This is a genomic window from Mesorhizobium sp. B2-3-14 (genome assembly GCF_006442175.1).
Classification (GTDB): domain Bacteria; phylum Pseudomonadota; class Alphaproteobacteria; order Rhizobiales; family Rhizobiaceae; genus Mesorhizobium; species Mesorhizobium australicum.
Map to the genome: position 1 here is coordinate 259,679 of NZ_VFVP01000007.1, position 24,157 is coordinate 283,835.

Annotated in this window: 31 protein-coding genes, 1 tRNA gene and 1 pseudogene; 17 read left to right on the forward strand and 16 right to left on the reverse strand. The window is 63.6% G+C overall.

Going from position 1 to position 24,157, the window contains the following annotated elements; all coding sequences use genetic code 11:
- Positions 1–52: 52 nt before the first annotated feature.
- A pseudogene (locus FJ950_RS19885) lies at positions 53–337 on the forward strand (GIY-YIG nuclease family protein); the annotation flags it as partial.
- Between the two features lie 195 nt (positions 338–532).
- Here FJ950_RS19885 and FJ950_RS19890 read toward each other — a convergent pair.
- Complete coding sequence (locus tag FJ950_RS19890; RefSeq protein ID WP_140618042.1) at positions 533–1,801, reverse strand: cytochrome-c peroxidase; 1,269 nt, start codon at positions 1,799–1,801, stop codon at positions 533–535.
- A gap of 209 nt (positions 1,802–2,010) precedes the next feature.
- On the opposite strand from FJ950_RS19890, the gene FJ950_RS19895 reads away from it, so the two are divergent.
- Positions 2,011–3,546, forward strand: coding sequence for an acid phosphatase (locus tag FJ950_RS19895; protein ID WP_140618043.1), 1,536 nt, complete (start codon positions 2,011–2,013; stop codon positions 3,544–3,546).
- 47 nt (positions 3,547–3,593) lie between these two features.
- Here the strand turns inward: FJ950_RS19895 and FJ950_RS19900 are convergent, their stop codons facing one another.
- Positions 3,594–4,190, reverse strand: a complete 597-nt coding sequence (locus FJ950_RS19900; RefSeq protein WP_041163408.1) for a DUF922 domain-containing Zn-dependent protease — start codon at positions 4,188–4,190, stop codon at positions 3,594–3,596.
- A 106-nt stretch (positions 4,191–4,296) separates the two neighbouring features.
- On the opposite strand from FJ950_RS19900, the gene FJ950_RS19905 reads away from it, so the two are divergent.
- From FJ950_RS19905 to FJ950_RS19915, 3 genes are all read left to right on the forward strand, one after another.
- Positions 4,297–4,791 (forward strand): hypothetical protein, encoded by a 495-nt coding sequence (locus tag FJ950_RS19905; protein ID WP_246681352.1) that lies wholly within the window; start codon positions 4,297–4,299, stop codon positions 4,789–4,791.
- Positions 4,792–4,889: 98 nt separating this feature from the next.
- Positions 4,890–5,348, forward strand: a complete 459-nt coding sequence (locus FJ950_RS19910; protein ID WP_140618044.1) for a GNAT family N-acetyltransferase — start codon at positions 4,890–4,892, stop codon at positions 5,346–5,348.
- A gap of 176 nt (positions 5,349–5,524) precedes the next feature.
- Entirely contained in the window at positions 5,525–6,694 is a 1,170-nt protein-coding gene (locus tag FJ950_RS19915; RefSeq protein WP_181171350.1) for a PLP-dependent aminotransferase family protein, read from the forward strand.
- A 92-nt stretch (positions 6,695–6,786) separates the two neighbouring features.
- Here the strand turns inward: FJ950_RS19915 and FJ950_RS19920 are convergent, their stop codons facing one another.
- Complete coding sequence (locus FJ950_RS19920) at positions 6,787–7,041, reverse strand: hypothetical protein (RefSeq protein ID WP_224683893.1); 255 nt, start codon at positions 7,039–7,041, stop codon at positions 6,787–6,789.
- Positions 7,042–7,196: 155 nt separating this feature from the next.
- On the opposite strand from FJ950_RS19920, the gene FJ950_RS19925 reads away from it, so the two are divergent.
- The 8 genes from FJ950_RS19925 (at position 7,197) to FJ950_RS19965 (ending at position 15,757) form a co-directional block, all read left to right on the forward strand.
- A complete protein-coding gene (locus tag FJ950_RS19925; RefSeq protein WP_015317017.1) occupies positions 7,197–7,625 on the forward strand; it encodes a VOC family protein in 429 nt (142 codons plus the stop codon).
- A gap of 226 nt (positions 7,626–7,851) precedes the next feature.
- A complete protein-coding gene (locus FJ950_RS19930) occupies positions 7,852–8,811 on the forward strand; it encodes an AraC family transcriptional regulator (RefSeq protein ID WP_140618046.1) in 960 nt (319 codons plus the stop codon).
- A 349-nt stretch (positions 8,812–9,160) separates the two neighbouring features.
- A complete protein-coding gene (locus tag FJ950_RS19935) occupies positions 9,161–9,808 on the forward strand; it encodes an outer membrane protein (RefSeq protein WP_246681353.1) in 648 nt (215 codons plus the stop codon).
- Between the two features lie 228 nt (positions 9,809–10,036).
- A complete protein-coding gene (locus FJ950_RS19940) occupies positions 10,037–10,753 on the forward strand; it encodes an outer membrane protein (protein ID WP_140618048.1) in 717 nt (238 codons plus the stop codon).
- Between the two features lie 47 nt (positions 10,754–10,800).
- Complete coding sequence (locus FJ950_RS19945) at positions 10,801–11,625, forward strand: outer membrane beta-barrel protein (RefSeq protein ID WP_140618049.1); 825 nt, start codon at positions 10,801–10,803, stop codon at positions 11,623–11,625.
- A gap of 310 nt (positions 11,626–11,935) precedes the next feature.
- Positions 11,936–12,553, forward strand: a complete 618-nt coding sequence (locus FJ950_RS19955) for a C39 family peptidase (protein WP_140618050.1) — start codon at positions 11,936–11,938, stop codon at positions 12,551–12,553.
- Between the two features lie 22 nt (positions 12,554–12,575).
- Complete coding sequence (locus tag FJ950_RS19960) at positions 12,576–13,655, forward strand: D-alanine--D-alanine ligase family protein (RefSeq protein WP_140618051.1); 1,080 nt, start codon at positions 12,576–12,578, stop codon at positions 13,653–13,655.
- A gap of 122 nt (positions 13,656–13,777) precedes the next feature.
- Complete coding sequence (locus FJ950_RS19965; protein ID WP_140618052.1) at positions 13,778–15,757, forward strand: AI-2E family transporter; 1,980 nt, start codon at positions 13,778–13,780, stop codon at positions 15,755–15,757.
- Between the two features lie 320 nt (positions 15,758–16,077).
- On the opposite strand, the gene FJ950_RS19975 is transcribed toward FJ950_RS19965, so the two are convergent.
- Positions 16,078–16,386: a hypothetical protein gene (locus FJ950_RS19975; protein WP_140618053.1), complete on the reverse strand. Its 309-nt coding sequence runs from the start codon at positions 16,384–16,386 to the stop codon at positions 16,078–16,080.
- Between the two features lie 265 nt (positions 16,387–16,651).
- On the opposite strand from FJ950_RS19975, the gene FJ950_RS19980 reads away from it, so the two are divergent.
- Both FJ950_RS19980 and FJ950_RS19985 read left to right on the forward strand, forming a co-directional pair.
- Positions 16,652–16,894 (forward strand): hypothetical protein, encoded by a 243-nt coding sequence (locus FJ950_RS19980; RefSeq protein WP_140618054.1) that lies wholly within the window; start codon positions 16,652–16,654, stop codon positions 16,892–16,894.
- A gap of 94 nt (positions 16,895–16,988) precedes the next feature.
- On the forward strand, positions 16,989–18,065 hold the full coding sequence (locus FJ950_RS19985; protein ID WP_140618094.1) for a PAS domain S-box protein: 1,077 nt from the start codon (positions 16,989–16,991) through the stop codon (positions 18,063–18,065).
- A gap of 27 nt (positions 18,066–18,092) precedes the next feature.
- On the opposite strand, the gene FJ950_RS19990 is transcribed toward FJ950_RS19985, so the two are convergent.
- From FJ950_RS19990 to FJ950_RS20020, 7 genes are all read right to left on the reverse strand, one after another.
- Complete coding sequence (locus FJ950_RS19990) at positions 18,093–18,359, reverse strand: DUF982 domain-containing protein (protein WP_140618055.1); 267 nt, start codon at positions 18,357–18,359, stop codon at positions 18,093–18,095.
- Positions 18,360–18,469: 110 nt separating this feature from the next.
- Positions 18,470–18,676, reverse strand: a complete 207-nt coding sequence (locus FJ950_RS19995; RefSeq protein ID WP_015317029.1) for a hypothetical protein — start codon at positions 18,674–18,676, stop codon at positions 18,470–18,472.
- Positions 18,677–18,815: 139 nt separating this feature from the next.
- Positions 18,816–19,106, reverse strand: a complete 291-nt coding sequence (locus FJ950_RS20000; RefSeq protein ID WP_140618056.1) for a hypothetical protein — start codon at positions 19,104–19,106, stop codon at positions 18,816–18,818.
- Between the two features lie 208 nt (positions 19,107–19,314).
- Positions 19,315–19,560, reverse strand: a complete 246-nt coding sequence (locus tag FJ950_RS20005) for a hypothetical protein (RefSeq protein WP_140618058.1) — start codon at positions 19,558–19,560, stop codon at positions 19,315–19,317.
- Between the two features lie 203 nt (positions 19,561–19,763).
- Positions 19,764–19,837 (reverse strand) — tRNA-Gln (locus tag FJ950_RS20010).
- A gap of 35 nt (positions 19,838–19,872) precedes the next feature.
- Positions 19,873–20,169 carry a hypothetical protein gene (locus FJ950_RS20015; RefSeq protein WP_140618060.1) on the reverse strand — a complete coding sequence of 99 codons (297 nt, stop codon included), beginning with the start codon at positions 20,167–20,169 and terminating at the stop codon, positions 19,873–19,875.
- A 383-nt stretch (positions 20,170–20,552) separates the two neighbouring features.
- The gene (locus FJ950_RS20020; protein ID WP_140618061.1) at positions 20,553–21,461 is read right to left on the reverse strand and encodes an alpha/beta hydrolase; all 909 of its coding nucleotides are present in this window, start codon (positions 21,459–21,461) and stop codon (positions 20,553–20,555) included.
- Between the two features lie 269 nt (positions 21,462–21,730).
- On the opposite strand from FJ950_RS20020, the gene FJ950_RS20025 reads away from it, so the two are divergent.
- Both FJ950_RS20025 and FJ950_RS30115 read left to right on the forward strand, forming a co-directional pair.
- Positions 21,731–22,027 carry a hypothetical protein gene (locus FJ950_RS20025; protein WP_015317034.1) on the forward strand — a complete coding sequence of 99 codons (297 nt, stop codon included), beginning with the start codon at positions 21,731–21,733 and terminating at the stop codon, positions 22,025–22,027.
- 91 nt (positions 22,028–22,118) lie between these two features.
- Positions 22,119–22,253 carry a hypothetical protein gene (locus FJ950_RS30115; RefSeq protein ID WP_281408395.1) on the forward strand — a complete coding sequence of 45 codons (135 nt, stop codon included), beginning with the start codon at positions 22,119–22,121 and terminating at the stop codon, positions 22,251–22,253.
- 68 nt (positions 22,254–22,321) lie between these two features.
- Here FJ950_RS30115 and FJ950_RS20030 read toward each other — a convergent pair whose 3' ends face one another.
- The 5 genes from FJ950_RS20030 to FJ950_RS29695 all read right to left on the reverse strand — a co-directional run.
- Entirely contained in the window at positions 22,322–22,567 is a 246-nt protein-coding gene (locus FJ950_RS20030) for a DUF982 domain-containing protein (protein ID WP_140618063.1), read from the reverse strand.
- Positions 22,568–22,590: 23 nt separating this feature from the next.
- Complete coding sequence (locus FJ950_RS20035; RefSeq protein WP_023782817.1) at positions 22,591–22,827, reverse strand: DUF982 domain-containing protein; 237 nt, start codon at positions 22,825–22,827, stop codon at positions 22,591–22,593.
- 112 nt (positions 22,828–22,939) lie between these two features.
- Positions 22,940–23,383, reverse strand: coding sequence for a GFA family protein (locus FJ950_RS20040; RefSeq protein ID WP_140618065.1), 444 nt, complete (start codon positions 23,381–23,383; stop codon positions 22,940–22,942).
- Between the two features lie 247 nt (positions 23,384–23,630).
- Entirely contained in the window at positions 23,631–23,810 is a 180-nt protein-coding gene (locus FJ950_RS20045) for a DUF3606 domain-containing protein (RefSeq protein WP_015317039.1), read from the reverse strand.
- Between the two features lie 112 nt (positions 23,811–23,922).
- The coding region (locus FJ950_RS29695; RefSeq protein ID WP_210242361.1) for a hypothetical protein at positions 23,923–24,157 on the reverse strand (235 nt) is incomplete at its 5' end.

The window sequence follows — 24,157 nt, forward strand, 5'->3', positions numbered from 1 at the left end:
AATACGGCGAACGAGGATAGTCCCCGGACGGGTTGGCGGTTACCGTCAACGCATGACCGGCTATGTTTACATGACCGCGAGCCAGAAGGGCGGCACCATCTACATCGGTGTCACCAACGATCTCGGTCGCCGCATGCCGGAGCACAAATCCGGCGAAGGTTCGCGCTTCACCAGGCGCTACGGTGTGCAGCGGTTGGTCTGGTACGAGGAACATTTCGACATTCGTCACGCCATTCAACGCGAGAAATCGCTGAAGCGCTGGTCGCGACAATGGAAGATCGAACTGATCGAGAAGACCAATCCGGAATGGTTCGAGCTGTTTCGCGGAACAGGTTGGTCGCGGTTTGATGGCGTTTCGTCGGAGGTTGGAGCCAGGTTCGGCACAGTTTTTACCCGTCGCAAGCGTCGCGGCATGGATCCTAGGGTCTGCGCCGCGTCGCTTCGCTCCTTGCTCCGCCCTAGGATGACGAAGCGAGGGAGGGCTTCGGCTAATCCCCACGTCAACTAGCGACCCTTACGACGGCTTCCCAGTTCACTGCGACCGCTTCGCCGCCTGATCGGCATCCGTCAGCGTCTGCAGAAACGCCACGATGTCGTCGATCTCGGCGTCGTTGAGCGCCGGCTTGTCGCCGGGTTTCTTGCCGCCGAAGGGCGGGTCTTGATTCAAGTTCGGCCAGTAAGCCTTTGGCAAATCGTCATATTTATCGACCGTACCGTAAGCGTTTTTCGGGTACCAGCGGCCGGGGTCGGTGTCGCGGCTGGCGTAGAAGGCCACCGCTTTGCGCAGCGTGTGGAAATATCCGTTGTGGAAGAAGCTCTTGCGCAGCGCCACGTTGCGCAGGGTCGGTGTCTTGAACAGGCCGCAATAGTCGGTGCGGCCACGGAAATCGGTGCGCAGCGGGCCGCACAGGCCGAGATCGACATAGGCCGGGTCGGCGTTGGCCGGGATCGCCGGGTTGCGCGGCACGGCGATGGCGATCAGGCCGAAATCGGTGAATTGCGGCGGCTCGCCGTCATTGGCCGGTTCGCTGAGGTGGCAGGAGGCGCAATTGCCTTTCGCCTCGTCCTCGAACAGTTCGCGGCCATGCAGTTCCCGCGCCGACAATGTCGCCTTGCCGGCGAGGAAGGCGTCGTAGCGGCTGGAATAGGGGTAGAAGTCGACCGCGCTCTGCTCGAACGTGCCAAGCGCCTCGGCGGCGGCGTCGAAGGCATCGCCCGGGCGGTCGAAGACATCATTGCCGAAGGTTGCCTTGAACTCGTCGGCATAGGCTGACTTGCGCAAGGCCGCGGAGACGGCTGCTTCATCCTTGTTTGCCATCTCGAACGGCGAGAGCAGGGGGATTTTCGCCTGGTCCCCACCGTGATCGGCGCGGCCGTCCCAGGTCAGACCGCCGGTCGGGCCATTGTCGACGCTCTCGTCGCCCTCGTCCTCGGAATCGTGGAAATGCTCGGTGAAGGCGGGCGCGGCCTGGATGTAGCGCAGCGACGGTACCGCGCGCACGCCGGACTGGTCGAGGTTCGGGCCGCCCATCTCGACGGGAGCTGCCGAGGCCGGACCGAAGGCATGGCGTGGATCGTGGCAGGAGGAACAGGCCTGTTTTCCCGAAGCCGAGAGCGCCGGGTCGAAGAACATCTTTCGCCCCAAGGCAGTCAGCGCCTCGGCGCGCGCGAAGGTTTGCGCACGCGATAGCGGACCGGGATGGACGCCGTCCGGCCCCGCCGTATTCGGGGGTGCGGCAAAGCCAAAGGTCGAGATCGCGGCACTCGCGATCACCAGGCTTTTCCATCGTCTCGTCATCATGGGGCACGGTCCGCTTTGGCCCGGAAATAAGAACGCAGTGCAACGGATTGATGACCGGTCCCAGTGCTCACGAAACCGTGTTCGCCGCGGCGGCGGATGTCACAAAGGTGACAAGGCCTCCACGTTAGCTGCCCATGGTTCCCGCGCCGTAGCCCCATAGCCCATAGCCCTATAGCCCCATAGCCACAGTCAAGCCACGAGGTCTTCCCATGACGAGGCTCAAGTTCCTCACTTCCTTCTGTCTGGCCGGTTCGGCCTTGTTTCCCCTTGCGGCCGCCAATGCCGCCCCTCCCGGCTTCGACAAGATCGACACCGTCGTCGTCATCTATGCGGAGAACCGCAGCTTCGATAATCTTTATGGTGGCTTCCCCGGCGCCAATGGACTGGCCAATGTCTCGGCCGACCAGGCGCGTCAGCTCGACCGCGACGGCAAGCCGCTGACCGAACTGCCGCCGGCCTGGGGCGGGCTGACCGGAAAGGGCGTCACGCCCGTGGTGACGGAGGCGCAGACCGCGCATCTCGCCAACGCCGCCTTCGCCATCGACGATCCCAAGGGCTTCAACGAAGGCACCAATGTCATCACCCACGATTTGTGGCACCGTTTCTACCAGGAGCAGATGCAGATCGACGGCGGCAAGAACGATAAATTCGTCGCCTGGGCCGATTCCGGCGGGCTGGTCATGGGCCATTATGACGGCTCGATCCTGCCGATGTGGCAGATAGCCAAGAAATACGTGCTGGCGGACAATTTCTTCCAGGGCGCCTTTGGCGGTTCCTTCCTCAACCATTTCCAACTCGCCTGCGCCTGTACGCCGGTCTATCCGCATGCCGATACCGGTCCGATCAAGGGCCAGATCGCCGTGGTCGAGGCCGACGGAACGACCTTGAAGGTGGCCGACAATTCGCCGCCGTCGGCGCTGGGCGGCGTGCCGAAATTCGTCAATGACGGCGCCATCACGCCCGATTTCTACGCCGTCAACACCATGCAGCCGCCCTATCAGCCGAGCGCCAACAAGCCTGCCGAGGGCGGCGACAAGGCGCTGGCCGATCCGGCCGCGCCCACCACGCTGCCGCCGCAGCACGACATCACCATCGGCGATCTCCTGTCGCTGAAGGGGGTCGACTGGGCCTGGTACGCCGGCGCCTGGCAGGCTACCCTCGACGGCAAGAACGCCACGCCGGTGCCGAACTTCCAGTTCCACCACCAGCCGTTCAACTATTTCGCCGCCTACGCGCCCGGCACCGCCGCGCGCACCGAGCATCTCAGGGATGGCGGCCTGGATGGCGTCGAGTTCATCAAGGCGATCGACGACGGCAAGCTGCCGCAGGTCGCCTTCTACAAGCCGCAGGGCAATCTCAACGAGCACTCAGGCTATGCCGACGTGACATCGGGCGACCGGCATCTGGCCGACCTCGTCGCGCATCTGGAGAAGAGCCCGCAATGGAGCCACATGCTGGTCGTCATCACCTATGACGAGAATGGCGGGTTCTGGGATCACGTCGCGCCGCCCAAGGCCGACCGCTGGGGCCCGGGCAACCGCATCCCGGCCTTCATCGTCTCGCCCTATGCCAGGATGGGCACGGTCGACCACACGCAATACGATACGACGTCGATCCTGCGCTTCATCACCGCGCGCTACGATCTGCCGGTGCTGACGGGCATCGTCGCCCGCGACAAGGCGCTGGCCGCCAATGGCGAGCCGCCGATGGGGGATTTGTCAGCCGCGCTTGATCTCAGCCGCTAGGGCGGAGCGAACCGCGAATATGCCGCCGCGCCGCGAGGCGCGGTGGCTCAGCCGCCATTGACCAGGGCAAGAATGAGCTTTTGCAGATTGCCGCCCTGGCCGAGTTCGATGCGGTCGAAATCGCGGCTTGCCTGCCGCTGCGCCTGCGAAAGGGCGGACAGGCGTTTGGTCATCTCGACCCGTATCTTGCTGCATTTGGGATCGTCGGGAACGGTGAGGCCGACCGTCGCCGCCTCGATCTTGCGCGCCATGTCGACAATGGTCGCGCCATGCACCTTTTCGTGGGCGCTGACGCCTGCGAGGAAAACCTCCCAGTTCTTCTGGATGGCGGACGGCAGCGGCGAGGAGGGGCTGGGCAAGGTGTAGGTGATGATGAGCTTTGGCTTGGCCGAGACCAGCACGCAGGCTCCGGCACGCGGCTGATAATCCCTGGTCCAGGTCAGCTTAAAATTGGTGTGAGCAATGGCGCGGGTAATGCCGACATTCGGCCCGTTCTCGCCGATCGACCGGTAGAGCTCGAGCCCGGACTGGCCTGAAATGGCGTAGGTCTCGACCTTCTCGACAGGCTTCCACTCGGCATGCGCCGCAAGCGGAAAGGCCACCAGGGCGGCGGTCGGAAGATACAGGCGAACACAGGCTCTCAACACTGCTCTCTCCGAGGCGCGCGGCCCTGCCATTCAGGCAACGCTGTTCAACGGCTTTTCCTATATGCTGCCGGCGGGCGCTGCAAATGGCCCGGAGGGGGAAGTCATGAGAAGAAATCTCGTTGCCGCCGGTGCCTTGGCGGCGGTGCTTGGCTCGCAATCGGCCTTCGCGGCATCCTGCGGCGGCTGGAGCGCCAAGATGGAGGAAGACGAGGGTGGCAGCGTGCTGACCGCTTCGGTCTGCGGCGGGCCGAAGGGCGACGCCTATCTGATGCTCAATTGCTACGACACACCGGTGCTGAGCTACGATCTGGGCGCCAGCGGCCAACAACTGGAGCCGGGCATCAGCGGCGCTTTCGACTTCAAGGCCGACGGCAAGACGGTGACGAAAACCCTGCAGCTGGAGGCGATGTACAATTATTTCGTGGTCGATCTGGAGAAGGGGGACCCGCTGCTCGACCTATTGCGGTCCAAGGGGGACGTGTCGGTCAGCGCTGCCAAATATGGTTCGATCAGTTTTGCGCTGAAGGGTTCCAGTGGGGCAATCGGCAAGGTGCTGGCGCAGTGCGGCAAGGCGAAGCCCGCGGGCGACGGGGATTGAACCTCGAGAGGTTGCGCCCCCCTCGTTGTCCTGCCGCCCATTGATCTCCATTCCATCAGCGGCTTGCCGCCGGCGCCGGGCGGCCGTATCTCACGTCCATGACCGACATCCAATTCCGCAAGGCGCAAGCCTCCGACTTGGCAGCCATCGTCGCCATGCTCGCCGACGATCCGCTGGGTGCCGCCCGCGAAGACGCCTCGTTGCCGTTGGCGCGGGGTTATATCGATGCCTTCGACGCCATCGATGCCGATCCCAATCAGCTGCTTGCCGTGGCCGTGGATGGCGCGGAGGTAATCGGCACCTTGCAGATCAGCTTCCTTGCCGGTATTTCGCGCAAGGGCGGCTGGCGCGGGCAGATCGAGGCGGTTCGCGTTGTCAGCGGCAGGCGCTCCGACGGTGTCGGCAAGAAGATGTTCGAATGGGCGATCGACGAGTGCCGGGCGCGGGGCTGCGGCCTTGTGCAGCTCACCACCGACAAGGGGCGAGCGGATGCGCACCGCTTCTATGAAGGGCTCGGCTTCAGTGCCAGCCATATTGGTTACAAGAAGAGCCTTTAGCGGAAACCCGTGCCGGTTCGGGCCTGGCGGTGACTGGCGTATAGCGGAAGCCCTTCAGGCACTATTCAAATCGCCTGGCAAAGCGGATATAGGTCAGTCAGGTTGACCTATTGTAAAAACGTCCGGGGAGGCGTGTCGTGACCCTTTTGAACCTTCTGGCCTCGCGCTCATCGCGCATGAAGGCCTCCGAAATCCGCGAGCTGTTGAAGCTGCTCGACCAGCCCGACATCATCTCCTTCGCCGGCGGCATTCCCGATCCGTCGCTGTTTCCGGCGGACGCCATCCGCGATGCCTATGCCGACGTGCTCGGCGGGCCGGAAGCGGGGGCAGCACTCCAATACCAGGTTTCGGAAGGCTATCTGCCGCTGCGGCGCTGGCTCGCCGGGCAAATGGGCAAGCTCGGCGTGGCCTGCGACGAGGCCAACATCTTCATCACTTCCGGCTCGCAGCAGGCGCTGGATTACCTCGGCAAGCTGTTCCTGTCGCCAGGCGATACCGCGCTGGTGACATGGCCGACCTATCTCGGCGCGCTGCAGGCCTTCAACGCCTACGAGCCGCGCTACGACCGGCTGCGGCCCGAGGGCGGCAACATGACGCCCGATGCCTACCACACTGCTGCCGCCGCTCATGGCGGCAAGGTGAAATTCGCCTATCTGGTGCCCGATTTCGCCAACCCGACCGGCAACACGCTGGACCGAAAGCAGCGCGAGGCGGTGCTCGACCTTGCCGGCGAGCTCGACATCGCCGTCATCGAGGATGCCGCCTACCGGGCGCTGCGCTATGACGGCGAGGGTGTGCCGCCGATCCTGGCGCTCGACTGCATCAGGTCCGGCGGCATCGACAAGGCGCGCACGCTCTATTGCGGCTCGTTCTCGAAAATTCTGTCGCCGGGCATGCGTGTCGGCTGGGTTTGCGCGCCGCGCCACGTGGTGGAAAAACTGGTGCTGATGAAGCAGGCTTCGGACCTGCACAGCCCGTCCGTCAACCAGATGGTGATGCACCGCGTCGCCGAAGCCGTGTTCGACGGCCAGGTGGAAAAACTCATCGGCGCCTACCGCGAGCGCCGCGACGGCCTGCTCGGCGCGCTTGAAGCCAACATGCCGGAGGGGGTGACCTGGAGCCGTCCGGAAGGCGGCATGTTCGTCTGGGTGACGCTGCCGGAGGGCACCGACGCCACGGATCTCCTGGCACGGTCGGTGAAGGAGGCGCGGGTCGCCTTCGTGCCGGGCAACGCCTTTTACGCCGACGGCACCGGGCGCAACACGCTGCGGCTGTCGTTCACGCTGGCCACCCGCAGCGCGGTGAGCGAAGGCATTCCCCGGCTGGCGGCGCTGCTCAAGGGGTAGAGCAAATTCCAGGAAAAGTGTGAAACGGTTTTCCCGGGAAAGCGCCCAGCGCTTTCCCTAGGAATTGCGTAATAGCAAAGAGCGGCATGCGCCTAAGCCGGCACGTTCACCAGCTGCTTGAGCTTTGCAAGCCTGGCGCGGGCGAGCTTGCGGATCGGCTTTTCGAAACCCTCTTCGCCGGCTTCGACGACGAAGACCAATGTCTTGAAGTCCAGCATGAACTCGTCGATGGCCCGCGTCGTCTGTTCGGACCTGTCCTTGAACCGGCGCAGCAATGCGTTCGCTTCCTCGATGGCATCGGCATTGGCGCCGTCGACCAGCGCTTCAAGCTTCTGAAAACAATCCAACCGAAAATTCTCCCGCCGCGCCTCCAAACTTGCCATCGGTGCAAAAGTTCCATCGGGCTCGAAAAATTGTCGCTGGCTGTCAGCAGAGGCTCGCGCCCCGCGTTGACGCCCTGCCAACCGCGCCTAAATTCGAGGCCTTGCGAGGAGGCGCTTTCATGGAAACCCAGGAATTGCATCGCGGCCGGCTCATCGACCACCTCCAGCTCGTGGTCCGGGATCTCCCCGCCAGCCGGCGTTTCTACGAGGCGGTTTTCCAAGTCCTTGGTGTCCCGATCGGCGGCACCGGCGAGGATTATTTCTGGGCCGACGAATTGTTCATTTCCAGCGCCGACAGCCGGGCCGCGCTGGGAAAGCTGACCGGACGTCATCATCTGGCCTTCCAGGCCAGGGATCACGCCATGGTCGATGCCTTCTACAAGGCCGGGCTCGAAGCCGGCGGCACGGACAATGGCGCGCCTGGCGAGCGGTCCTATCATCCCGGCTATTATGCCGCCTTCCTGCTCGACCCGGACGGCAACAACATCGAGGCCGTCCACCACGGCCCGGCCAACCGCAGCGCCGCGTCGGTGAAGATCACGTTCTAGGAGCAATCGATCGACCGCGTCGAGGCGAGGTGATTCCGATGCCGCATTTCCGGGGTATTTCGGAGACTCGGACGCCACACCGGCGAATCCGATCGGATTCTTGGCCTGGGCGGCACTGAAATTGTCCTGCGGAGCATGGATGGCGCCGTCTCTGGACAAGAGGCAAATCGGTCCCATACGGTGCGGCTTCAGGGAAGACGCGTGCGCGGGAAAGGCCGGTTGCTCGTTGAAAAAGAACGTCTTCTCTTCGCTCGATCTGCCGTCGCATCTCGACGACCGCGCGCGCTTCGCGCTCTGGCAGGACATTCATGTCGCCGAGATCTGGTCGGTCGAATATGCCATCTCCGGCAATGTGCCGTTCCAGGCGGATATCGAAGCCACCGCCATCGGGCCGCTGGTGCTCGGGCGGATGGCCGGGACGATCAAGCATGCGAGCCGCAAGACGCGCAACATCGCCGACGACGGCCGCGACGGCTATCTGCTGCTGGTCAACGATGGCGACACCAGGCTGAGCGGTGTGCAGACCGGCCGCGACTACAGCATCGGCAGGGGCGAAGGCGCGCTGGTCTCGGCTTCGGAAGCGCTGGAAATGACCGGCGGCGACCGCAATGTCTGGACCAATGTCGTGGTGCCCCGCGAAATCATGGAAAATGCCTTCGCCCATGTCGAGGACCGCCTGGCGCTGACCATCGGCGTCGACAATGAAGCGCTCGACATGCTCAAGCGCTATTGCGGCTTCCTGGAAGCGGGGCCGGCATTGCTCTTGCCCGATCTTGTCGCCCATGCCACCGAAACGATCGTCGACCTGATCGGATTGGCGACGGGCGCCAAGGGCGAGACCGCCGAGCTGGCGGGCGTGCGAGGCCTGCGCGCGGCAAGGCTGCAAGCCATCCTGCAGACGATGCGGGACAATTTCGCCGATCCCGGCATCTCGGCCCAGCACATCGCCCAGCGTTTGCGGCTTTCCGCGCGCTACGTCCATGATCTCCTGCAGGAAACGGGCTCGAGTTTCGCCGAGCATATTCTCGAACTGCGCCTGCAGAGGGCCCACCGCATGCTGCGTGACCGGCGCAACGACCGCATGCGGGTCAGCGAGATCGCGCTGTTGAGCGGCTTTTCCGACGTCTCCTACTTCAATCGCTGTTTCCGCCGCCGCTTCGGCTCGACGCCGAACGCCGCCCGTTAGAGCGAATCATCGTCTCACAGAATCGATGGCCGCTCTAACTCCTTGTTTTCGCAATTCCGGGCGGAAGCGCGGCACCAAAGACAAGGACTCGAAGCGAGTCGGATCAGTTGTCTTCGAACCGATCGACTGATGCCGAACGGCCACACTGATCGGCCCGAGTGCCGCAGCGCTCTCCACGACAATTCCAATGCGGCTCAGCCCAAGACGCCGCCCGCGAACAATGCAAAACCTCGACGATACCCGGGTCGCCGCAGAGTATTTTCCACGGCCGGGGAAAGCAACATCATTGGGGTAGCAAACAGTGAAAACGATTCTTCTCGCCACCATCCTCGCGCTTGCGCCGGTCGGCATGGCGTCCGCGGCGGACGTCAACGAAACCTTGCCGGTTGCTGCCGGCTATGACTGGTCCGGCCTCTATGCCGGCGTTCACTTCGGTTACGTAGCCGGGAAATCCAATCTCTTCATCGGCGGCGCCGGCATTGGGGGCACCGACGTCAATGCTGCCTTCGATCCGGACGGTTTTATTGGTGGCGTCCATATCGGCGTCAATCAGGAATTGGCGAACCGTTTCGTGCTCGGCGCCGAGGCTGACCTTGCCTACAGCAATGTCGATGCGGTGGGGACCTTCGCCGGTGCCGGCGCGTTGTTGTCGAGCGAACTCAAGTGGTCGGGTTCGGCCCGGCTGCGGGCCGGCTATGCGTTCGATCGGACGTTGCCTTATATCAGTGCCGGCGTGGCAGCGGCCAAGTATGAAATGAGTGTGGTCAGCAGTGGTCCCCTCGGTACAGTAACAATCCACGACGAAACCCATCTTGGCTGGACGGTTGGGGCCGGCGTCGAGCACGCTTTCACCGACAAATGGATCGCCCGCGTCGAATATCGCTATTCCGACTTTGGCAAAGAGGATCTCTCGGTGCCGATTTTTGGTCTTGGCACGGTTTCGAACATCGATCTCAAGACGCACGATTTACGCGTCGGCCTCAGCTATAAGTTCTGACACGCCGGTTCGAACAAAACCCTGGCGTCCGCGCCGGGGTTTTGCCTGCGCCGCGGCTGATGCTGAACGGCCACACCGGCCGGGCGGGGTGCGGCGGCGCGCTCCAAGACAATTCCGATGCTGTCCAGCCCAAGACGCCGCCGGCGATCAATGCAACACCGTAGCTTCGACTGACCGCCACTGACCATGTCGGTCGTGGTGCAGCATCCCGGGGACAGCAGACAAGCAATGAAAACGATTCTTCTCGCCACTGCCTTTCTTTTCGTTCCCGCCGGCATGGCGTTGGCCGCCGACCCCACCGAGACCTTGCCGGTCGCGGCCAGCTACAACTGGTCCGGCGGCTATTTCGGAGCACAGGCCGGATATGCCCGGAGCGACGCCAGGGTCGGACAGACTTTCGCGCCGGGCAGCTTCGACAATTACGGCTGGGGTTACAGCCCGTCCGGCGGTTTCGGCGGTGTGTTTGCCGGCTACAACAAGCAGTTCGACAGCGGATTGGTTGTTGGCGTCGAGGGAGACTACAGCTTTGCAAGCGTGAACGACACGACGCTCTACCGGGCGCTCGGCGTCGACGACCCCGCCTTTGGTGGCGAGCTCGAGCTTGAGGCGGTAGGCACCGTGCGCCTCAGAGCCGGTTATGCGATCGATCGCTGGCTTCCTTTCGTCACCGGCGGCCTGGCGGTGGCAAGCTACAAACACACGACCACCAACATTCCGGGCGGTCCCTATGCCGACGTCCGAGATACCGTCGCGGGTTATACGCTGGGTGCGGGCGGCGAATACGCCGTCACCGACAATTGGGTGGTTCGGGGCGAATACAGGTTCGCCGATTTCGGCCGCCACACCTCCGTGCGCCACGCCTTCTCCAATGGCGCTCCCCTCAATCGGGATGCCATCGAACTGACGACACAGGATCTGCGGATCGGCGTGGCCTACAAATTCTGATCTCCACGGCCGGACGCTGGTCCGGAAATTCGCATTCGAGGGCTCTAATGCATCGCTTTTCAATCTTCGCCGCGTCGTCGCTGGTCGCCGCGACCTCCGCTTACGCCGCCGATACGCAGCAGCCGCTGGCAGCGGAGACGGTGGTGACGCCGCATGTTTCGGGCTACGGCGAACTCTATCTCGGCGGGCTTCGCTTCGTCGGCGACGACTACACGACCCGGGCCGGCGGCGGCGCCGTGCGCGTCAACATTCCGTTTGCCGAGCGCTGGAATTTGCAGGGCGACCTGACCTACGACCGCATCTGGGGCCATTACGATCCCCTGGATGACACGCGCGGTGCGGTCCATGGCTTCTACCGCGATCCCGACCGTTTCGCCGCCGGCATTTTCGCCGCCTACACATCTGTCGGCGAAAGCGGCGTGACCGTAAACAACTATGCGGTCGGCCCGGAAGCACAACTCTATTTCGGCGATCTGACCCTCTATGGCCAGGCCAGTTTCGGCCAGCTCACCATCAGCGACTTTCATGGCGACCAATGGGGCGTACGCGCGGTGGCGCGCTACTTCGTCCGGAAGAACCTTCGCCTCGATGCGGAGCTCGACTTCAACCGAACCGACTATAACGGCACCAACGAAGACGTGGTCGGTGCCGCCGTGCAGGCCATGTACCGGTTCGACGAAACGCCATGGGCGGTGTTCGGACGCTATGAATTCGAGCGGAGGAAGTTCGAAACGTCTACGCAGGACACCAGAGCCAACAAGGTCGTCATCGGCCTGCGCGCCAGCTTCGGCAGCGATACGCTGTTCGACGAGGACCGCAACGGCGCGACCATGGACACCTATCGGGCCGCTTCGGTGATCAATACGAAGTGAGCCGGCGGCACGACTGGAAAGGCGCGACCTGGCTTTTGCCTTCGACCTGGCATGCCGAGCGGGTTATCGGACTGGTCGCACGGCCGATGCCGCCTTCGCGGCGCGTCCTGGAAAAACACGTTTTTCGCTTCGAAGGCGAGGTGACGCCGCACGGTGCGCCGACCGATCTCTCCCGACGAAAAATCGAAATACGCCTGGCTGGTTTTTGGCTGGACGAAGGTCGAGTAGACGCCGCGCGCCTCGACAGGTCCGAGCGGCTTTTCTCCAATCTTGTATGCTCGTATACGAGTTGGAGACCCGGGGAGTTCGCATGAGTCCATTGCCTGAAACCGTGCCGTTTTTCAGTCAGTGGGAGACGCCTGACATGACGCTGGCGGTGCTCGCCGACGGCGCCGAAGCCGCGTTGCGGCGGGATCCGCTATGGCAGGGATCAGGCGCTGCCACGCTCGACGAATACGCGGCCTGGGCCGCCAATGTCTGCGGCATGGCGTGTCTCAAGATGATCCTGGCGACGCGCGGCGAGATCGTGCCGACGATCGAACTGGCCAGGCGATGCACTCCGTATGGCGGCTATGTCGTCAATGAAGGCTCGATCAAGGGGCTGATCTATGCGCCCTTCGTCACCTTCGTGAAGGCGGAATTCGGCCTCGATGCCGAGGTGATGACCGGTGTCGCGACGGCGGACATTCGGTCGATCCTCGGCCGGTCGCGGTTCTTCATCGCTTCGGTCAGCAGTTCGATCCGCTGGCCCGAGCGCGAGCCGCCATCGAAGGGCGGACATTTGGTTCTGGTCACCGCCGCCTCGGATGAAGGGTTCCGCTTTCACAACCCATCCGGCCATACCAGTGCCACACAGGTCAACGCAGTGTTGGCGCCAGCCGCTTTCGACCGCTTCTTTGCCAATCGCGGCATTGCCGTCGCCACTTGATTCTGACAGTTGAGGGATTTCGATGACCGGAAAGATCAGGGTTGCGATCCTCTATGGCGGGCGCTCGGCCGAGCATGACGTGTCGCGGCTTTCGGCCGCCAATGTGCTGAAGGCGATCGACCGGACGCGCTACGAGGTGGTGCCGATCGCCATTTCCAGGGAGGGCAGATGGCTGCTGCAGCCGGCGTCCGAGGCCATCGGCGCAGGGGCGGGAGCTCCAGTGTCGCAGGATGGCGTGGAGATAGCCCTGCTGCCCGGCGGCAAGGGCCGGCTGATCTCAGCGTCGCCTAAGGGAACGCGGGCTGACCTGGCGCCGGTCGATGTCGTCTTCCCCGTGCTGCACGGTCCTTTCGGGGAGGACGGCTCGGTGCAGGGCTATGCGGAGGTTGCCGACGTCGCCTATGTCGGCTGCGGCATCCTCGCCTCGGCCGCGGCGATGGACAAGGATGTCGCCAAGCGGCTCATGCACGGGGCCGGGCTTGCCGTCGCCCGCTCGGTCACTGTCCATCGTAACGACGTCGGTTCCTTCCAGGAGATCGCCGGGGCGCTGGGGCTGCCATTCTTCGCCAAGCCGGCGCGCCAGGGCTCGTCGTTCGGAGTGAGCAAGGTGAACGACAGGGATGGTTTCGATCAAGCCCTCGAAACGGCTTTCCGCTATGACGGCAAGGCGTTGATCGAGGCGTTCGTCGAAGGCCGCGAGATCGAGTGCTCGGTGCTGCAACGGGCCGACGGCTCGCTCACGGTGTCGCTGCCCGGCGAGATCATCCCGGCCGGCAAGCACGGCTTCTACACCTATGAGGCCAAATATCTCGACGCCGACGGCGCGGTGGTCAAAGTGCCCGCCGATGTGCCGGCAGCAGTGATCGACCGGGCGAGGGAAATGGCTGGGCAAGCCTTCAAGGCGCTCGGCTGCGAGGCGATGGCGCGCGTCGACTTCTTCCTGCGCGCCGACGGCTCCCTGCTGGTCAACGAGGTCAACACGCTGCCCGGTTTCACCGACATCTCGATGTACGCCAAGGCGCTGGCCGCGATCGGCATCGGCTACAGCGAGGTCATCGATATCTTGATCGAGCATGCGCTGGCGCGGCACGGCGCGCGCTGATCCGAGTCAGCGGCCGCCGCATCGGATAAACCGCCCTTTGGACGGCGTGTCTTTCCACCTCTGGCTAATGTTGCTGGCCGGCTCTATATGCCCGATCATGGGACTGGCAGGGGAGGCATGGAATGGCGGCCAATCGTCGAAACGGGATGGCGTCGCCCGCGCATGGCTTGGAGGATATTCTTTCGCCCGCCGCCCCGCACCCCCGAACGTCGTTGCCCAATGTAGCCACCATCGTCACCACGGTGGCAGCGTTGTATTTCGGGCGTGAGGTTTTTCTACCGATAGCGATCGCGCTGTTGCTGACTTTCGCGCTTGCCCCTCTTGTGTCCGCGCTCAAACGGGCCGGCATTCCCCGGATTGCCGCCGTCATCGTCAGCGTATTGGGGGCTTTCGCCGCACTTGCCCTGTTCAGCTTCATCGTCGCCACGCAGGTCAGCGAACTGGCGCAAAACATCCCGGTCTACCAGGCCAACATCCTGACCAAGGTCCGATCGCTCAAGGAGACTGGCGTTGGGGGAGGGATCATTGCCAGGTTGAGCAAGGTGGTCGAACGTGTCGGCCAGGAGATCGACAGGCAGGAGACGCCGCCGCCGGCCGCCACCCCGGAAAAGCCGCGTGAACCGGTGCCGGTCGAGATCGTCTCGCGCGAAAGACCCCTGGAGGTTCTGCAGAACATAGTCGGGCCGCTGATCAGCCCGCTCGGATCGGCCGGGCTGATCATCGTCGTCGTCATCTTCATGCTGCTGGAGCGGGAGGATTTGCGCGACCGCTTCATTCGCCTTGTCGGGTATGGCGACCTTCACCGTACCACCGAGGCGCTTCAGGATGCCGGCAAGCGTGTTGGCCGGTACCTGCTGATGCAATTGGTCGTCAACATCGTGTATGCCGTACCAATCGCGGCCGGCCTGTGGGTCCTGGGCATTCCGAATGCCTTGCTGTGGGGGTTGCTGGCACTTGGCCTGCGTTTCGTTCCCTATATCGGCCCGGCCATCGGCATGCTGCTGCCGCTGTTCCTGGCGCTGGCCGTGGCGCCAGGCTGGTCGCTCGTGCTGTGGACAGCCGCCCTGTTCGTGGTGATGGAACTGATCACCGGCAATGTCGTGGAACCCTGGCTTTATGGCTCGCGAACCGGGCTGTCGTCCCTGGCCATCATCGTTGCGGCCATCTTCTGGACGTGGCTGTGGGGCCCGCTCGGGCTGGTTTTGTCAACGCCGCTCACCGTGTGCCTGGTGGTGCTGGGCAGGCACGTGCCGCAGTTTGAGTTCCTCGATGTCCTGTTTGGCAACGAGCCCGTGCTCGAACCTCATGCACGCCTCTACCAGCGTCTGCTGGCCGGTGACCCTGACGAAGCCACGGATCACGCCGAGGAGATGCTGGAAGAGAAATATCTGGTCGAGTTCTACGACAAGGTGGCCATTCCCGCCCTGCTGCTGGGCGAGCAGGACCGTGCGCGCGGTGTCATGGGCGACCAGCAAAGGCGTCAGGTGGCCGAGAGCGCCCTGGTGATGGTGGCAAACCTCGACGACAGCGCGCATGAGGAAGCAGAGGAAGAGGATGACCCGCCGGCCGAAGAGGAGCCGGATGACAAGGATCCTTCCGGCGAAGACGAGACCGAACTGCCGGACGGCACGGATCTGTCGGTGCTTTGCACAGGCGGGCGCGGTGAACTGGACGATGCCGCCGCCGCGATGCTGGCACAGGTGCTGGAAGTCCAGGGCACGACGGTGTCGAAGGCCGGCTTTGCCGATATGGAACCCGCCAACATCCGCCGTCTCGAGCTCGAAACCATCGATACCGTGGTGGTCGGCTTCCTGAACCGGGATTCCATCAAGCACGCCCGGTTTCTGGTTCGCCGGCTGAAGCGGGCGAAAGCGGCGTTGAGGGTGGGAATCGTATTCTGGTCGCAAGCCGCCAATGAGGACAAGGAAGCGGCCGAAAAGCTCGCCCGTGACATCAACGCGGACTTCGTGGCGCATGGCATGGTGGACGCAGTGGTCGGCGCGCTGTCGAACGAGCCGCCAATTGCCCTCAAGCTCGTCGCCAAACGCCGGATGCGGCGACAGCGCGCCACCTCCCGAAAGGCCTCGGCGGCCTCGACCTAGCCGTGGGTGCCGGCTGATCTCAGAGACTGGGTCGATCTCGGTCGTTCACATATTGGAAGCGACATCGCGGGAGGAGGGCGACCTTGGCTTGTGTACCGGCCTCACCGTCGCGGCCTGGCGGGGGACGCGGGACACGGGTTTGACTGAATTTCCAGCGGATGGCTTTTGCGCCTTGCGGCGCTGGAGCCAGCTCGACGACAGTTCGGCAAGCAGACTGCGCAGGGCCTTCACGACATCCTCCTCTGCTGGACGATGCGGTAATCTCCGAAGGCCGGACTGGTTCCATGGCGCATGGAGCCGGCGCACCTTGGCGCTTCTGGTTATTGCATCGAGCCTGATCGATGCAGACCGAGAGGGATCATCGAGCTCTCATCACGGTTCTCGACGAATCCGGCTGCAGGCGGGGCCAATCCGTTGCCCAAAGCGTCGAATTCGATCGCAGCGCCAACCAGTTGGGCAGCCTGCAGGACCAGATGTTCAATGTCCTCGAGGGCGACGTTCTCGGCCAGGTTCCTGACCCTGATCCTTTCCGCCACCACCGACACGTTGATGATGCCCGCGGTCTTGAACGCTGCGCGGACGCTCGCATAGACGTCTTCACGCAGTCGCGTGGAATAATCGTATCGCATTGAAACCTCCCAAAGCGAGTTGGTTTCCTCAAGCTGGCAGGATGCGCCCCATGGCGGCGCATGGCAAGTTAAAAGTGAAAAAAGTGTTAACAAAATCAGCTAGTTAGCATAGTTACACGAATGGGCAACCTGCGTTGGATGATCATCATTGGTACGACGCTGCATTCACCCACTGACCGCGCTTGACGCAGGATGCCGAAATTCCTAACTGTAAGTAGAATGAGACGGTTACTAACTCGCCTGATCTTTGCGCTTGGAGGCGCACATGGCTGACCTGGAACGCCCGGAACGACTGCAGATCATGTTGACCCAGGATGAACTGGCCGCACTGGAAAACTGGCGTTTCGACAAACGCATGCCCAGCCGCTCGGCGGCGGTACGCGAATTGCTGCGCCGTGGCCTTGCCTCCGATGGCTTCCTGACGGCCGAGGTGGGCGCCAAGTCGCAGGAATTCGGCGTGCTCCTGCCCAATGGCGACAGCAAGGCCCCGCCGGAACAGGCGGAGTGAAAAATTTCGCGGTAAACCTTCCATTCTCGCGCCGGCGATTGCCTTGATCCGTTTGCGCCTTATCTGATCGGGAAAGATGCAATTGCGGGTGGCGATGAACGACATCGACGGCAGCGACAGACAGGGGGCGACCGCCGACGCCCGGCTCGCGGCAATTGTCGATTCCTCCTTCGATGCCATTATCAGCAAGGATCTGAACAGCGTCATCCAAAGCTGGAACCAGGCGGCGGAACGCATGTTCGGCTACACCGCCGAGGAGGCGATCGGCCAATCCGTCCTCATGCTCATTCCCGATCACCTCAAGAGCGAGGAGACCGAGATCATCAGCAAGATTCGCAGCGGCGACCGCGTGGCGAGCTATGAGACGACGCGCAAGCGCAAGGACGGAGCGCTGATTTCGGTCTCACTGACGATTTCGCCGATCAAGAACGGCGATGGCGAAATCATCGGCGCCTCGAAAATCGCCCGCGATATCTCCGCCGCCAAGGAAAGCGAGCGCCGGATCAGGCTGCTGATGCGGGAGGTCAACCATCGGGTCAAGAACCAGTTCGCGGTCATCCTGTCGATGGTCAGGGAGACCAGCAAGCGCTCGAATGGTCCGGGCGAGTTCGAGGAATTGATCCGCGCCCGCATCATGGCACTGTCGCGGTCGCACGATCTGCTCGTCACCTCGGAGTGGGCGGGGGCGAGCCTGTTCGACCTTATCCAGGAACATCTCAAGCCCTTCGGCCTCGAGGAGCAGATCCTGCTCTCCGGCCCGGTCCTGACGCTGCAGTCGAACGCGGTCCAGAACCTCGGCATGGCCTTTCACGAACTGGGCACCAACTCATCAAAGTATGGCGCGCTGGGCAGCGAAGGCGGCCGGGTCGAGATTACCTGGACCATCGGCTCCGGAGCGCATGCTCCGGGCTCCGCGGGCGAACGAGAATTCCAGCTGACCTGGGAGGAAAACTGCGAACCGCATCCCGGCGACCGGCGCGATCAGACCACGCGCAAGGGGTTCGGCACTGTCGTGCTGCAGCGTGTGGCGCCGCAGTCGCTCGGTGGCTCCGCCATTCTGAAGCGGTCGCCCGGCCATCTCAAATGGCAGCTGAGCGCGCCGCTGGCCTCCATCATCGTGGCGCAGGCCGGCAGCGAGGCCGATGGTGTTTCGCCGGGTTTCGGCATCTAGGGCGATCCGCCGGTCTGGACACCGCCCCTATTCCCTGTCGGGCTGCACCTGCTCGACCAGGATATGCGCCTCGCGCGCGGCCTCGACAAAGGCCTCCCTGGCGATTTCGGGGGGCAAGTCGCCGCTCATTGCCCTGCGGCAGGCGCGCAGCGCGGACTGATGTTTCAGGCTGCCGGCATCGCGCCAATGTGTCGTCAGGAGTTCGATCGCCTGTTGTGTGTTGGACAGGTTGCGGATGGCTCCGGCAACGCCTACCGAAACGACGACGGGCTTGGAGAACCATGCAGTTTGCATTGGAACCTAGACCATGTTTAGCCCGTGGAACGCGTTGGGCGGCATGAGGTTTCATCGCCGCCGATCACTGTAGCGTGAGGCTTTCCGGGCATCTCCACGCGAACCAATCCCTAGAGGATGCTGGTCGTCACTTCGACAATGATCGCGGCGCCTTCCAGTCCACCGTTGGGAACGTGCACGACGCGCGAGACCCGCAGATCCTGTGGGTTTCCGTCGACCGACAGGGACACGCTCTCGCCAATGCGCGGCACCGCCTGGAAAGTAACATTGGTGGCGTCGGGCCTGTTGTCGATGGATATGCGGCAATTGACGGTCATGGACTCTCTCCGGTGTCTGGCGATGCCCCGGTCGTCAACGCGGGGTCCATGAAATGGTTTCAGGAGGTTCGCTTCAAACACCTGCCGACCGCGGGCGAAATCACCAACTGCCCGGTAGCCCCGGCGTCCGGCCTCTGATTCAGTCGTCGGCTCTCGGAACGAAATAGCTGGTGGTGACCGCATCGCCGCCGATTCCACGCGTGACTTGAACCGAGGCATAGCCTTCCGGGGCAATCGAGCCGGTCGCCATCCGGTCGACCTGCTTGCACCGGCCGACCATTTCGCCGCTCGGCCACGGTGCCAATCTGATTTCAAGCGCCGCTTGGCACTCCGCCATCGATGAATAGACGACCGGGCGCGACTCCATGGGCCGACAGAGCGATGCGTTGCACCACAGCATGATCATCACCGCCGCGGTTGCCGGATCCATGAAACTCTCCTGTTGGCCGACGATGAACGTCCAACAGGCCGCAAGGTTTCATGCTGACGGGAGGAAGTGACCCCAATCAGATGGTCTGATTGTCGAGAAGCTCAGGCGGGAACAGGCCAGGACCGAGATCTGACGGCGCACTCACGCCTTATCAAAAGCCCGGCGGCTTCGGTCTCCGCGCCTCTGGGCAGCCAGAATTCCGGGAACATCAAAGGCCAAACGAGGACATGGTCCAAGGGTTTTGGTACCCAAGGCGCGGCTTGGCATTCGCTGCGTCGGTCGGGGTCGACGTTGCTGTTCCGGTTGCTGTGCAGTCCAATTTTGCTGCCACCGCCGCCTTGATCGACAGACCAGCGCATGCCTTCGAGGCGGTGACGGTCGCCTTCTTTTCGTGTGCCGCAGCGACATTTGAGCCGGCGAGGACAATCGCCAGGCAAATGAAAACCATCTTCATTAGATCCCCCTAGTTTAGCTTAAGCTAAATTAAAGTTAACGTAACGTTACCTGGCCGTCAATCGCGACGGAGGTCCAGGGAGGAAGCCACCTTCCTCCTGCCCGGATACCGGCCGGTTCCTGTCCCGGATCACGGCATCATTGATCGGAGAGGATCGGGAGCTACCCGACCTGGTTCCGGCTACTCGTTGGCTTGCAGCTGCCTGGTTCCCGCTCATGGGCTCGAACCACGATTCACGCCTTCAAAGGGCGCTGTCCTACCATTAGACGAAGCGGGAAAGCCGGCACGTTATGGCGCCCAGGCAGCTTGCGGTCAATTCGGGAAATTGTTGACCGGCTCTTCGCAACGATAGACCGGGCAGTCCCCGTCGCGGGACGGGACATAGGCCGACATCGGCACTTCAGGCCAGTCGCACTCGTTGCCGAACTGCCTGACATAGCGATCGTAGGTGTTGGGGCCAGTGGTCAGCACCACGGCGCGGTGGTTCTGGATCATGGCCCGGATCTGAGCGCAGCCCATGGAGCGGCTGTCGGGCCGGGCATCGGCCAGACCGGTCGCCGCGAGCACGACGGCCATGGCCATCAACAGGGTCGGAACGCGAGCGGACATGATGGTTCTCTTCGGTTTGACGGAATTGCGAACGCGGCTGGCCCGGATTCGCCGGGGAATGGCCGCATGCATTGTCGCACATAACCCCCTATCGTGTCCGTTGGTTCCGCGACGGGCCTTGCCGGGCGCGCGTTGGCGCGCCGCGCAACCAAATCAGGCGTCGCGCATTGCTGGGCATGGACGGCAGGAAACCTTACGAAACACCGCAATGGCGGCCCGGAAACGAGGGCCGCGAGGCGATGTGCTGCTCCTTCTGCGGCGGCCGCGACCATCGGTTCGAGGAATGTCCGCGAATGCCCGATCCTTTCTGGCCCGGCGAGCCCGAGGGCGAGGATATAGCGGAGGAACCAGCCGGCTGATCCGAGGTGCCCGGTGGCGGGTGGCTAACCGGCATCCGACTTGAGCCCGCCGAAGAAATCGATCAGCGCACCTGCCGTTTGCGCGGGCGCCTCCTCCGGGAAGAAATGTCCGCCCGAGATCGCGCGGCCGCGCACGTCGTCGGCCCAGTTCCGCCAGAGCGCCAACGGCCCACCTTCGCCGGCATACCATTCGGCGAGCGCGCCTTGCCCGCTCCACAAGGCCAGCACCGGGCAGGCGATGCGCCGGCCGGCGGCTTTGTCCGCCCGGTCGTGATCGCGGTCCAGCGTTGCCGCGGCCCGGTATTCCTCGCAGATCGCGTGGAGGTGGGCGGGGTCGCGCAAGGCTTCGACATAGGCCTGGCGGATGCCGGCCGGAAAGACATCGGGCGACGACCCCCAGCCACCCAACGCATTGTCGACGATGGCGTCGGCGGCGCCCGCCAGGATCTTTTCCGGCAAGGGTTCGGGCTGTGCCAGCAAGGACCACGGCCAGAAGCCGAGGGCCAGCCGCGCGTCGGCCCGATCCCAGGCGTCGGCCGTGGGGACGATGTCGAGCACGGCGAGTTTTTCGATACGGCCGGGATGGTCGAGCGCCATGCGGTAGGCGACGCGCCCGCCGCGATCATGGCCGGCGACCATGAAGCTGGTAAAGCCGAGCCTGGCCATCATCGCCACCATCTCCGATGCCATGGCCCGCTTGGCATAGGGAGCATGATCGGCGCTCGAGGCCGGGCAGGCGCTGCGCCCATAGCCACGCAGGTCGGCGCAGATGACGGTGAAACGATCGGCAAGCAGCGGCGCAATATCGCGCCACATCAGATGGGTTTGCGGAAAGCCGTGCAGCAAAAGCACCGCCGGTCCGGCACCGGCGCGGCGCACGAAGATGCCGGCGTCCTCGATGTCGACGTCTATAGGCTGGAAATGCTCGAACATGGCTGGCCTCCGGCACAGGCAACGGCTGGAGAACGGGATTGGTTGCGGCGCCTTCGCAAGCGCCGGCTTTTGCGCCGACCACGGCGATCCCGGAGGAACCACGTCCGCCGCCCCACGGGGAGGGCGACGGAAAAGCCGCCCCGGCCGCGACGGACCGGTCCCGCGCATAAGCCTCTTGCCCAATCCCTTGGGCCAACCTTTTGGGCCGGCGGACGTTGTCCCCGTGAACGGAAGGCCGCCGTGAGGCGGCTTCAACGAAGGAGGCCGAGATGAAATCCCTCGTCATTGCGTCATGCGCCGCGATGCTGGCCCTGGCACTGCCGGCAGCGGCACAGACGGCTCAGCAGTCGCCGAACCAGCAGGCCGACAAATGCCGGGCACAAACGGATCAGGGCGGCAAGCAGCAGCCCGGCAACGGCGACCTGAGCGAGAAGCTCAATGATTGCGGTGGCGTGCTGAAACCGCCGCCCACTGGCGATCAGGGCATGGCCGCGCCGGCGCCCGACGAAGGCAAGACGCCGGTCATCAAGCCGGGCGAAGTGCCGCCCCAGCCGCCAAAGCAGTAGAGATCGTCCGGCAGCATTGTCATGACGGCGGAGGAACTTCGCGGATCAGGAAACGTTTCTGTGGCAAAACCGGATCTGGAAGGATGGAGCTGTGAGAGATGTTGCCAGTACCGCCGCGTTGCTTGCCTCTATTGCCATCGTCATCGTCCTGATGCTGATGGCGCCGAAGAGCTTCGGCTTCGAGGCCGCCCACCCGATCGTGGACGGCGATCTGCCAGTGGAATGACCCGAAAGCGGTTCCGCAACAAGAAAGCAGGCGAGTTCGCCTGCTTTTCGCTTGCATGGTGCCTTGACTTACCTGACCAGAAGGCCGGCGTGATCGCAGAGCGCGGTGAAGGCCTCCTGCGCCTGTGCCGCGCCCTCATTGTTGGCCAGGGCCGACTCGATCTTTTCGCGCGCGGTCTGGTAGAAGGGGCCGCGCCTGGCTTGTGGCCAGTCGATCAGGATTTCACTGGCGTCCTGAAGCGTGGCCACCTCGCGGATCGTGTCCGAGCCATGGGGCTTGACCCGCAGCGCTGTCGACAGCATCAAACCGGCCATTGGTTTCTCCCGCTACTGGGTCCTCATTGCAGGATGCGCGCCTCGCGCGCGGCGTCGATCATCGCCCGCATCGCCTTTTCCGCCGGCGTCCAGCCGTCCAGCGCATCGCGGCAGCTGCGCAGTGCCGCGCGGTATCGACGGCCTTGGCCGGCCGGCCAGTCGCCAAGGCATTCCAGCCCCTCCCAGGCGCTGCGCACCACGCGCTCCCGCTCGGGAGCGAATTTCAGGCGGATCGGTCGGGGAAACATCTTGTCGTTCAACGGTCGTCTCCATGAATCATGCACATCGGCCGACATGCACCGAGGAAGCGCCGGATAACGTCGACGACAGGGGAGGGTTCCAAGCCCGGACAATCAATTTTTAACCATGCTTTCAGTCGCGCGCGACGGCGTCCGAAGAGGGCTTGGCCGCCGGCAGATCGACATCCTGTGCTTGCGGCCGGTCATGTTCGAACTGCTCGGCGTCGGGCAAGGCATGCAGCCAGGTCTCGCGCCGGCCGGTCCACAATTCATATTGCGGTGCCAAATCCGTCGGTGCGACGTCGAGGCTGCCGAGCATCACCTCGGCCTCGTTGTCGTCGACCCAGGCGACGCGGCTGCCGCAGGTCGGGCAGAAGCTGCGTGTGCCGTAGCTGGCGACCTCGCCCGATGTCTCGAACGCATCGCGCGGCCAGATGGCAAAGGCCGAATAGACCGAACCACCCGCCTTGCGGCAATCCTTGCAATGGCAAAGGCCAACCCGCGACGGCTGGCCGTTGACGACGAAATGCACGCCACCGCACAGGCAACTGCCGGTCCTGCGTGTTGTGTCGGACATGGTTGCGCCCTCCGTTTCGCCAGCCTGGCTTTGCCTGCCATAGGGCTGCTCCAGCCATGGCCGGCTCCGTCAGTTTGGCATGCCGCGGGCCGGGCGGGACAGATGCTCGTCTGCCATTTCGTTGGCCAGGATGAGAAACCGGGAAAAAGACATCCTGTTCACCGTACCGCCGAGCCCGGTTGACGCGGCCCGCAGCATTCTTCAACGCCATGCCGGCGAATTGGTTGCCGCCTTGCGGCCGCTCCTTCTATCCGCGGGCGGCCATGTGGTTGTCGAGCTTCTTGCGCGAGGGTCCGTAGCGCTTGATGATGGTCTGGGCCTCGCTCTGCGGAATGCCGTATTTGCGCGCGAAGGCCGCGACCTCGTAAGTTTCCTCGCTCGAGACCAGCTTGCGGTCCTGTTTGGTCTTGGATTTGTCGTCAGGCATGTCGGGCCTCACTTTCTGTAAGCCGCATGGTCGCGCGGACGCCTATATGTCGCGGTCACACATAACACGGATCGGCGATGCTGGTTCCATCGCGGAGCAACGCCAGTTCAGCCTAGGCCGATGAAGAGGTCGGGCCGGTGCTGTCGGTGTCGCTGCATTGGGCGCAGCGCGCGCTGGCGCCGGGACAGCCGCGGCGATGCGTGCCGGCGGGGCAGCAAAGGCCGCTGGAACTCGTCCAGCGCGGGCATTGGAAAACCTGTCCAGTGCCGCCGCAGCCTTCGCACTCCAGAACCGGTGTCCGGACCAGATAGGACTTCGTCCCCAGCCTGACGCTTGCGCCCAAAACC

Coding starts and splice junctions, on each gene's coding strand:
- FJ950_RS19955 (WP_140618050.1), top strand. CDS start 11,936: ATGAGTCCATTGCCTGAAACCGTGCCGTTTTTCAGTCAGTGGGAGACG.
- FJ950_RS20000 (WP_140618056.1), bottom strand. CDS start 19,106: ATGGATCCGGCAACCGCGGCGGTGATGATCATGCTGTGGTGCAACGCA.
- FJ950_RS19935 (WP_246681353.1), top strand. CDS start 9,161: ATGGCGTCCGCGGCGGACGTCAACGAAACCTTGCCGGTTGCTGCCGGC.
- FJ950_RS19975 (WP_140618053.1), bottom strand. CDS start 16,386: ATGCGATACGATTATTCCACGCGACTGCGTGAAGACGTCTATGCGAGC.
- FJ950_RS20025 (WP_015317034.1), top strand. CDS start 21,731: ATGAAATCCCTCGTCATTGCGTCATGCGCCGCGATGCTGGCCCTGGCA.
- FJ950_RS20040 (WP_140618065.1), bottom strand. CDS start 23,383: ATGTCCGACACAACACGCAGGACCGGCAGTTGCCTGTGCGGTGGCGTG.
- FJ950_RS19925 (WP_015317017.1), top strand. CDS start 7,197: ATGGAAACCCAGGAATTGCATCGCGGCCGGCTCATCGACCACCTCCAG.
- FJ950_RS19960 (WP_140618051.1), top strand. CDS start 12,576: ATGACCGGAAAGATCAGGGTTGCGATCCTCTATGGCGGGCGCTCGGCC.
- FJ950_RS19895 (WP_140618043.1), top strand. CDS start 2,011: ATGACGAGGCTCAAGTTCCTCACTTCCTTCTGTCTGGCCGGTTCGGCC.
- FJ950_RS19915 (WP_181171350.1), top strand. CDS start 5,525: ATGAAGGCCTCCGAAATCCGCGAGCTGTTGAAGCTGCTCGACCAGCCC.
- FJ950_RS19905 (WP_246681352.1), top strand. CDS start 4,297: ATGAGAAGAAATCTCGTTGCCGCCGGTGCCTTGGCGGCGGTGCTTGGC.
- FJ950_RS19985 (WP_140618094.1), top strand. CDS start 16,989: ATGAACGACATCGACGGCAGCGACAGACAGGGGGCGACCGCCGACGCC.
- FJ950_RS20045 (WP_015317039.1), bottom strand. CDS start 23,810: ATGCCTGACGACAAATCCAAGACCAAACAGGACCGCAAGCTGGTCTCG.
- FJ950_RS20015 (WP_140618060.1), bottom strand. CDS start 20,169: ATGTCCGCTCGCGTTCCGACCCTGTTGATGGCCATGGCCGTCGTGCTC.
- FJ950_RS20030 (WP_140618063.1), bottom strand. CDS start 22,567: ATGGCCGGTTTGATGCTGTCGACAGCGCTGCGGGTCAAGCCCCATGGC.
- FJ950_RS19990 (WP_140618055.1), bottom strand. CDS start 18,359: ATGCAAACTGCATGGTTCTCCAAGCCCGTCGTCGTTTCGGTAGGCGTT.
- FJ950_RS19890 (WP_140618042.1), bottom strand. CDS start 1,801: ATGATGACGAGACGATGGAAAAGCCTGGTGATCGCGAGTGCCGCGATC.
- FJ950_RS19965 (WP_140618052.1), top strand. CDS start 13,778: ATGGCGGCCAATCGTCGAAACGGGATGGCGTCGCCCGCGCATGGCTTG.
- FJ950_RS19910 (WP_140618044.1), top strand. CDS start 4,890: ATGACCGACATCCAATTCCGCAAGGCGCAAGCCTCCGACTTGGCAGCC.
- FJ950_RS19980 (WP_140618054.1), top strand. CDS start 16,652: ATGGCTGACCTGGAACGCCCGGAACGACTGCAGATCATGTTGACCCAG.
- FJ950_RS19940 (WP_140618048.1), top strand. CDS start 10,037: ATGAAAACGATTCTTCTCGCCACTGCCTTTCTTTTCGTTCCCGCCGGC.
- FJ950_RS20020 (WP_140618061.1), bottom strand. CDS start 21,461: ATGTTCGAGCATTTCCAGCCTATAGACGTCGACATCGAGGACGCCGGC.
- FJ950_RS20005 (WP_140618058.1), bottom strand. CDS start 19,560: ATGAAGATGGTTTTCATTTGCCTGGCGATTGTCCTCGCCGGCTCAAAT.
- FJ950_RS19995 (WP_015317029.1), bottom strand. CDS start 18,676: ATGACCGTCAATTGCCGCATATCCATCGACAACAGGCCCGACGCCACC.
- FJ950_RS19945 (WP_140618049.1), top strand. CDS start 10,801: ATGCATCGCTTTTCAATCTTCGCCGCGTCGTCGCTGGTCGCCGCGACC.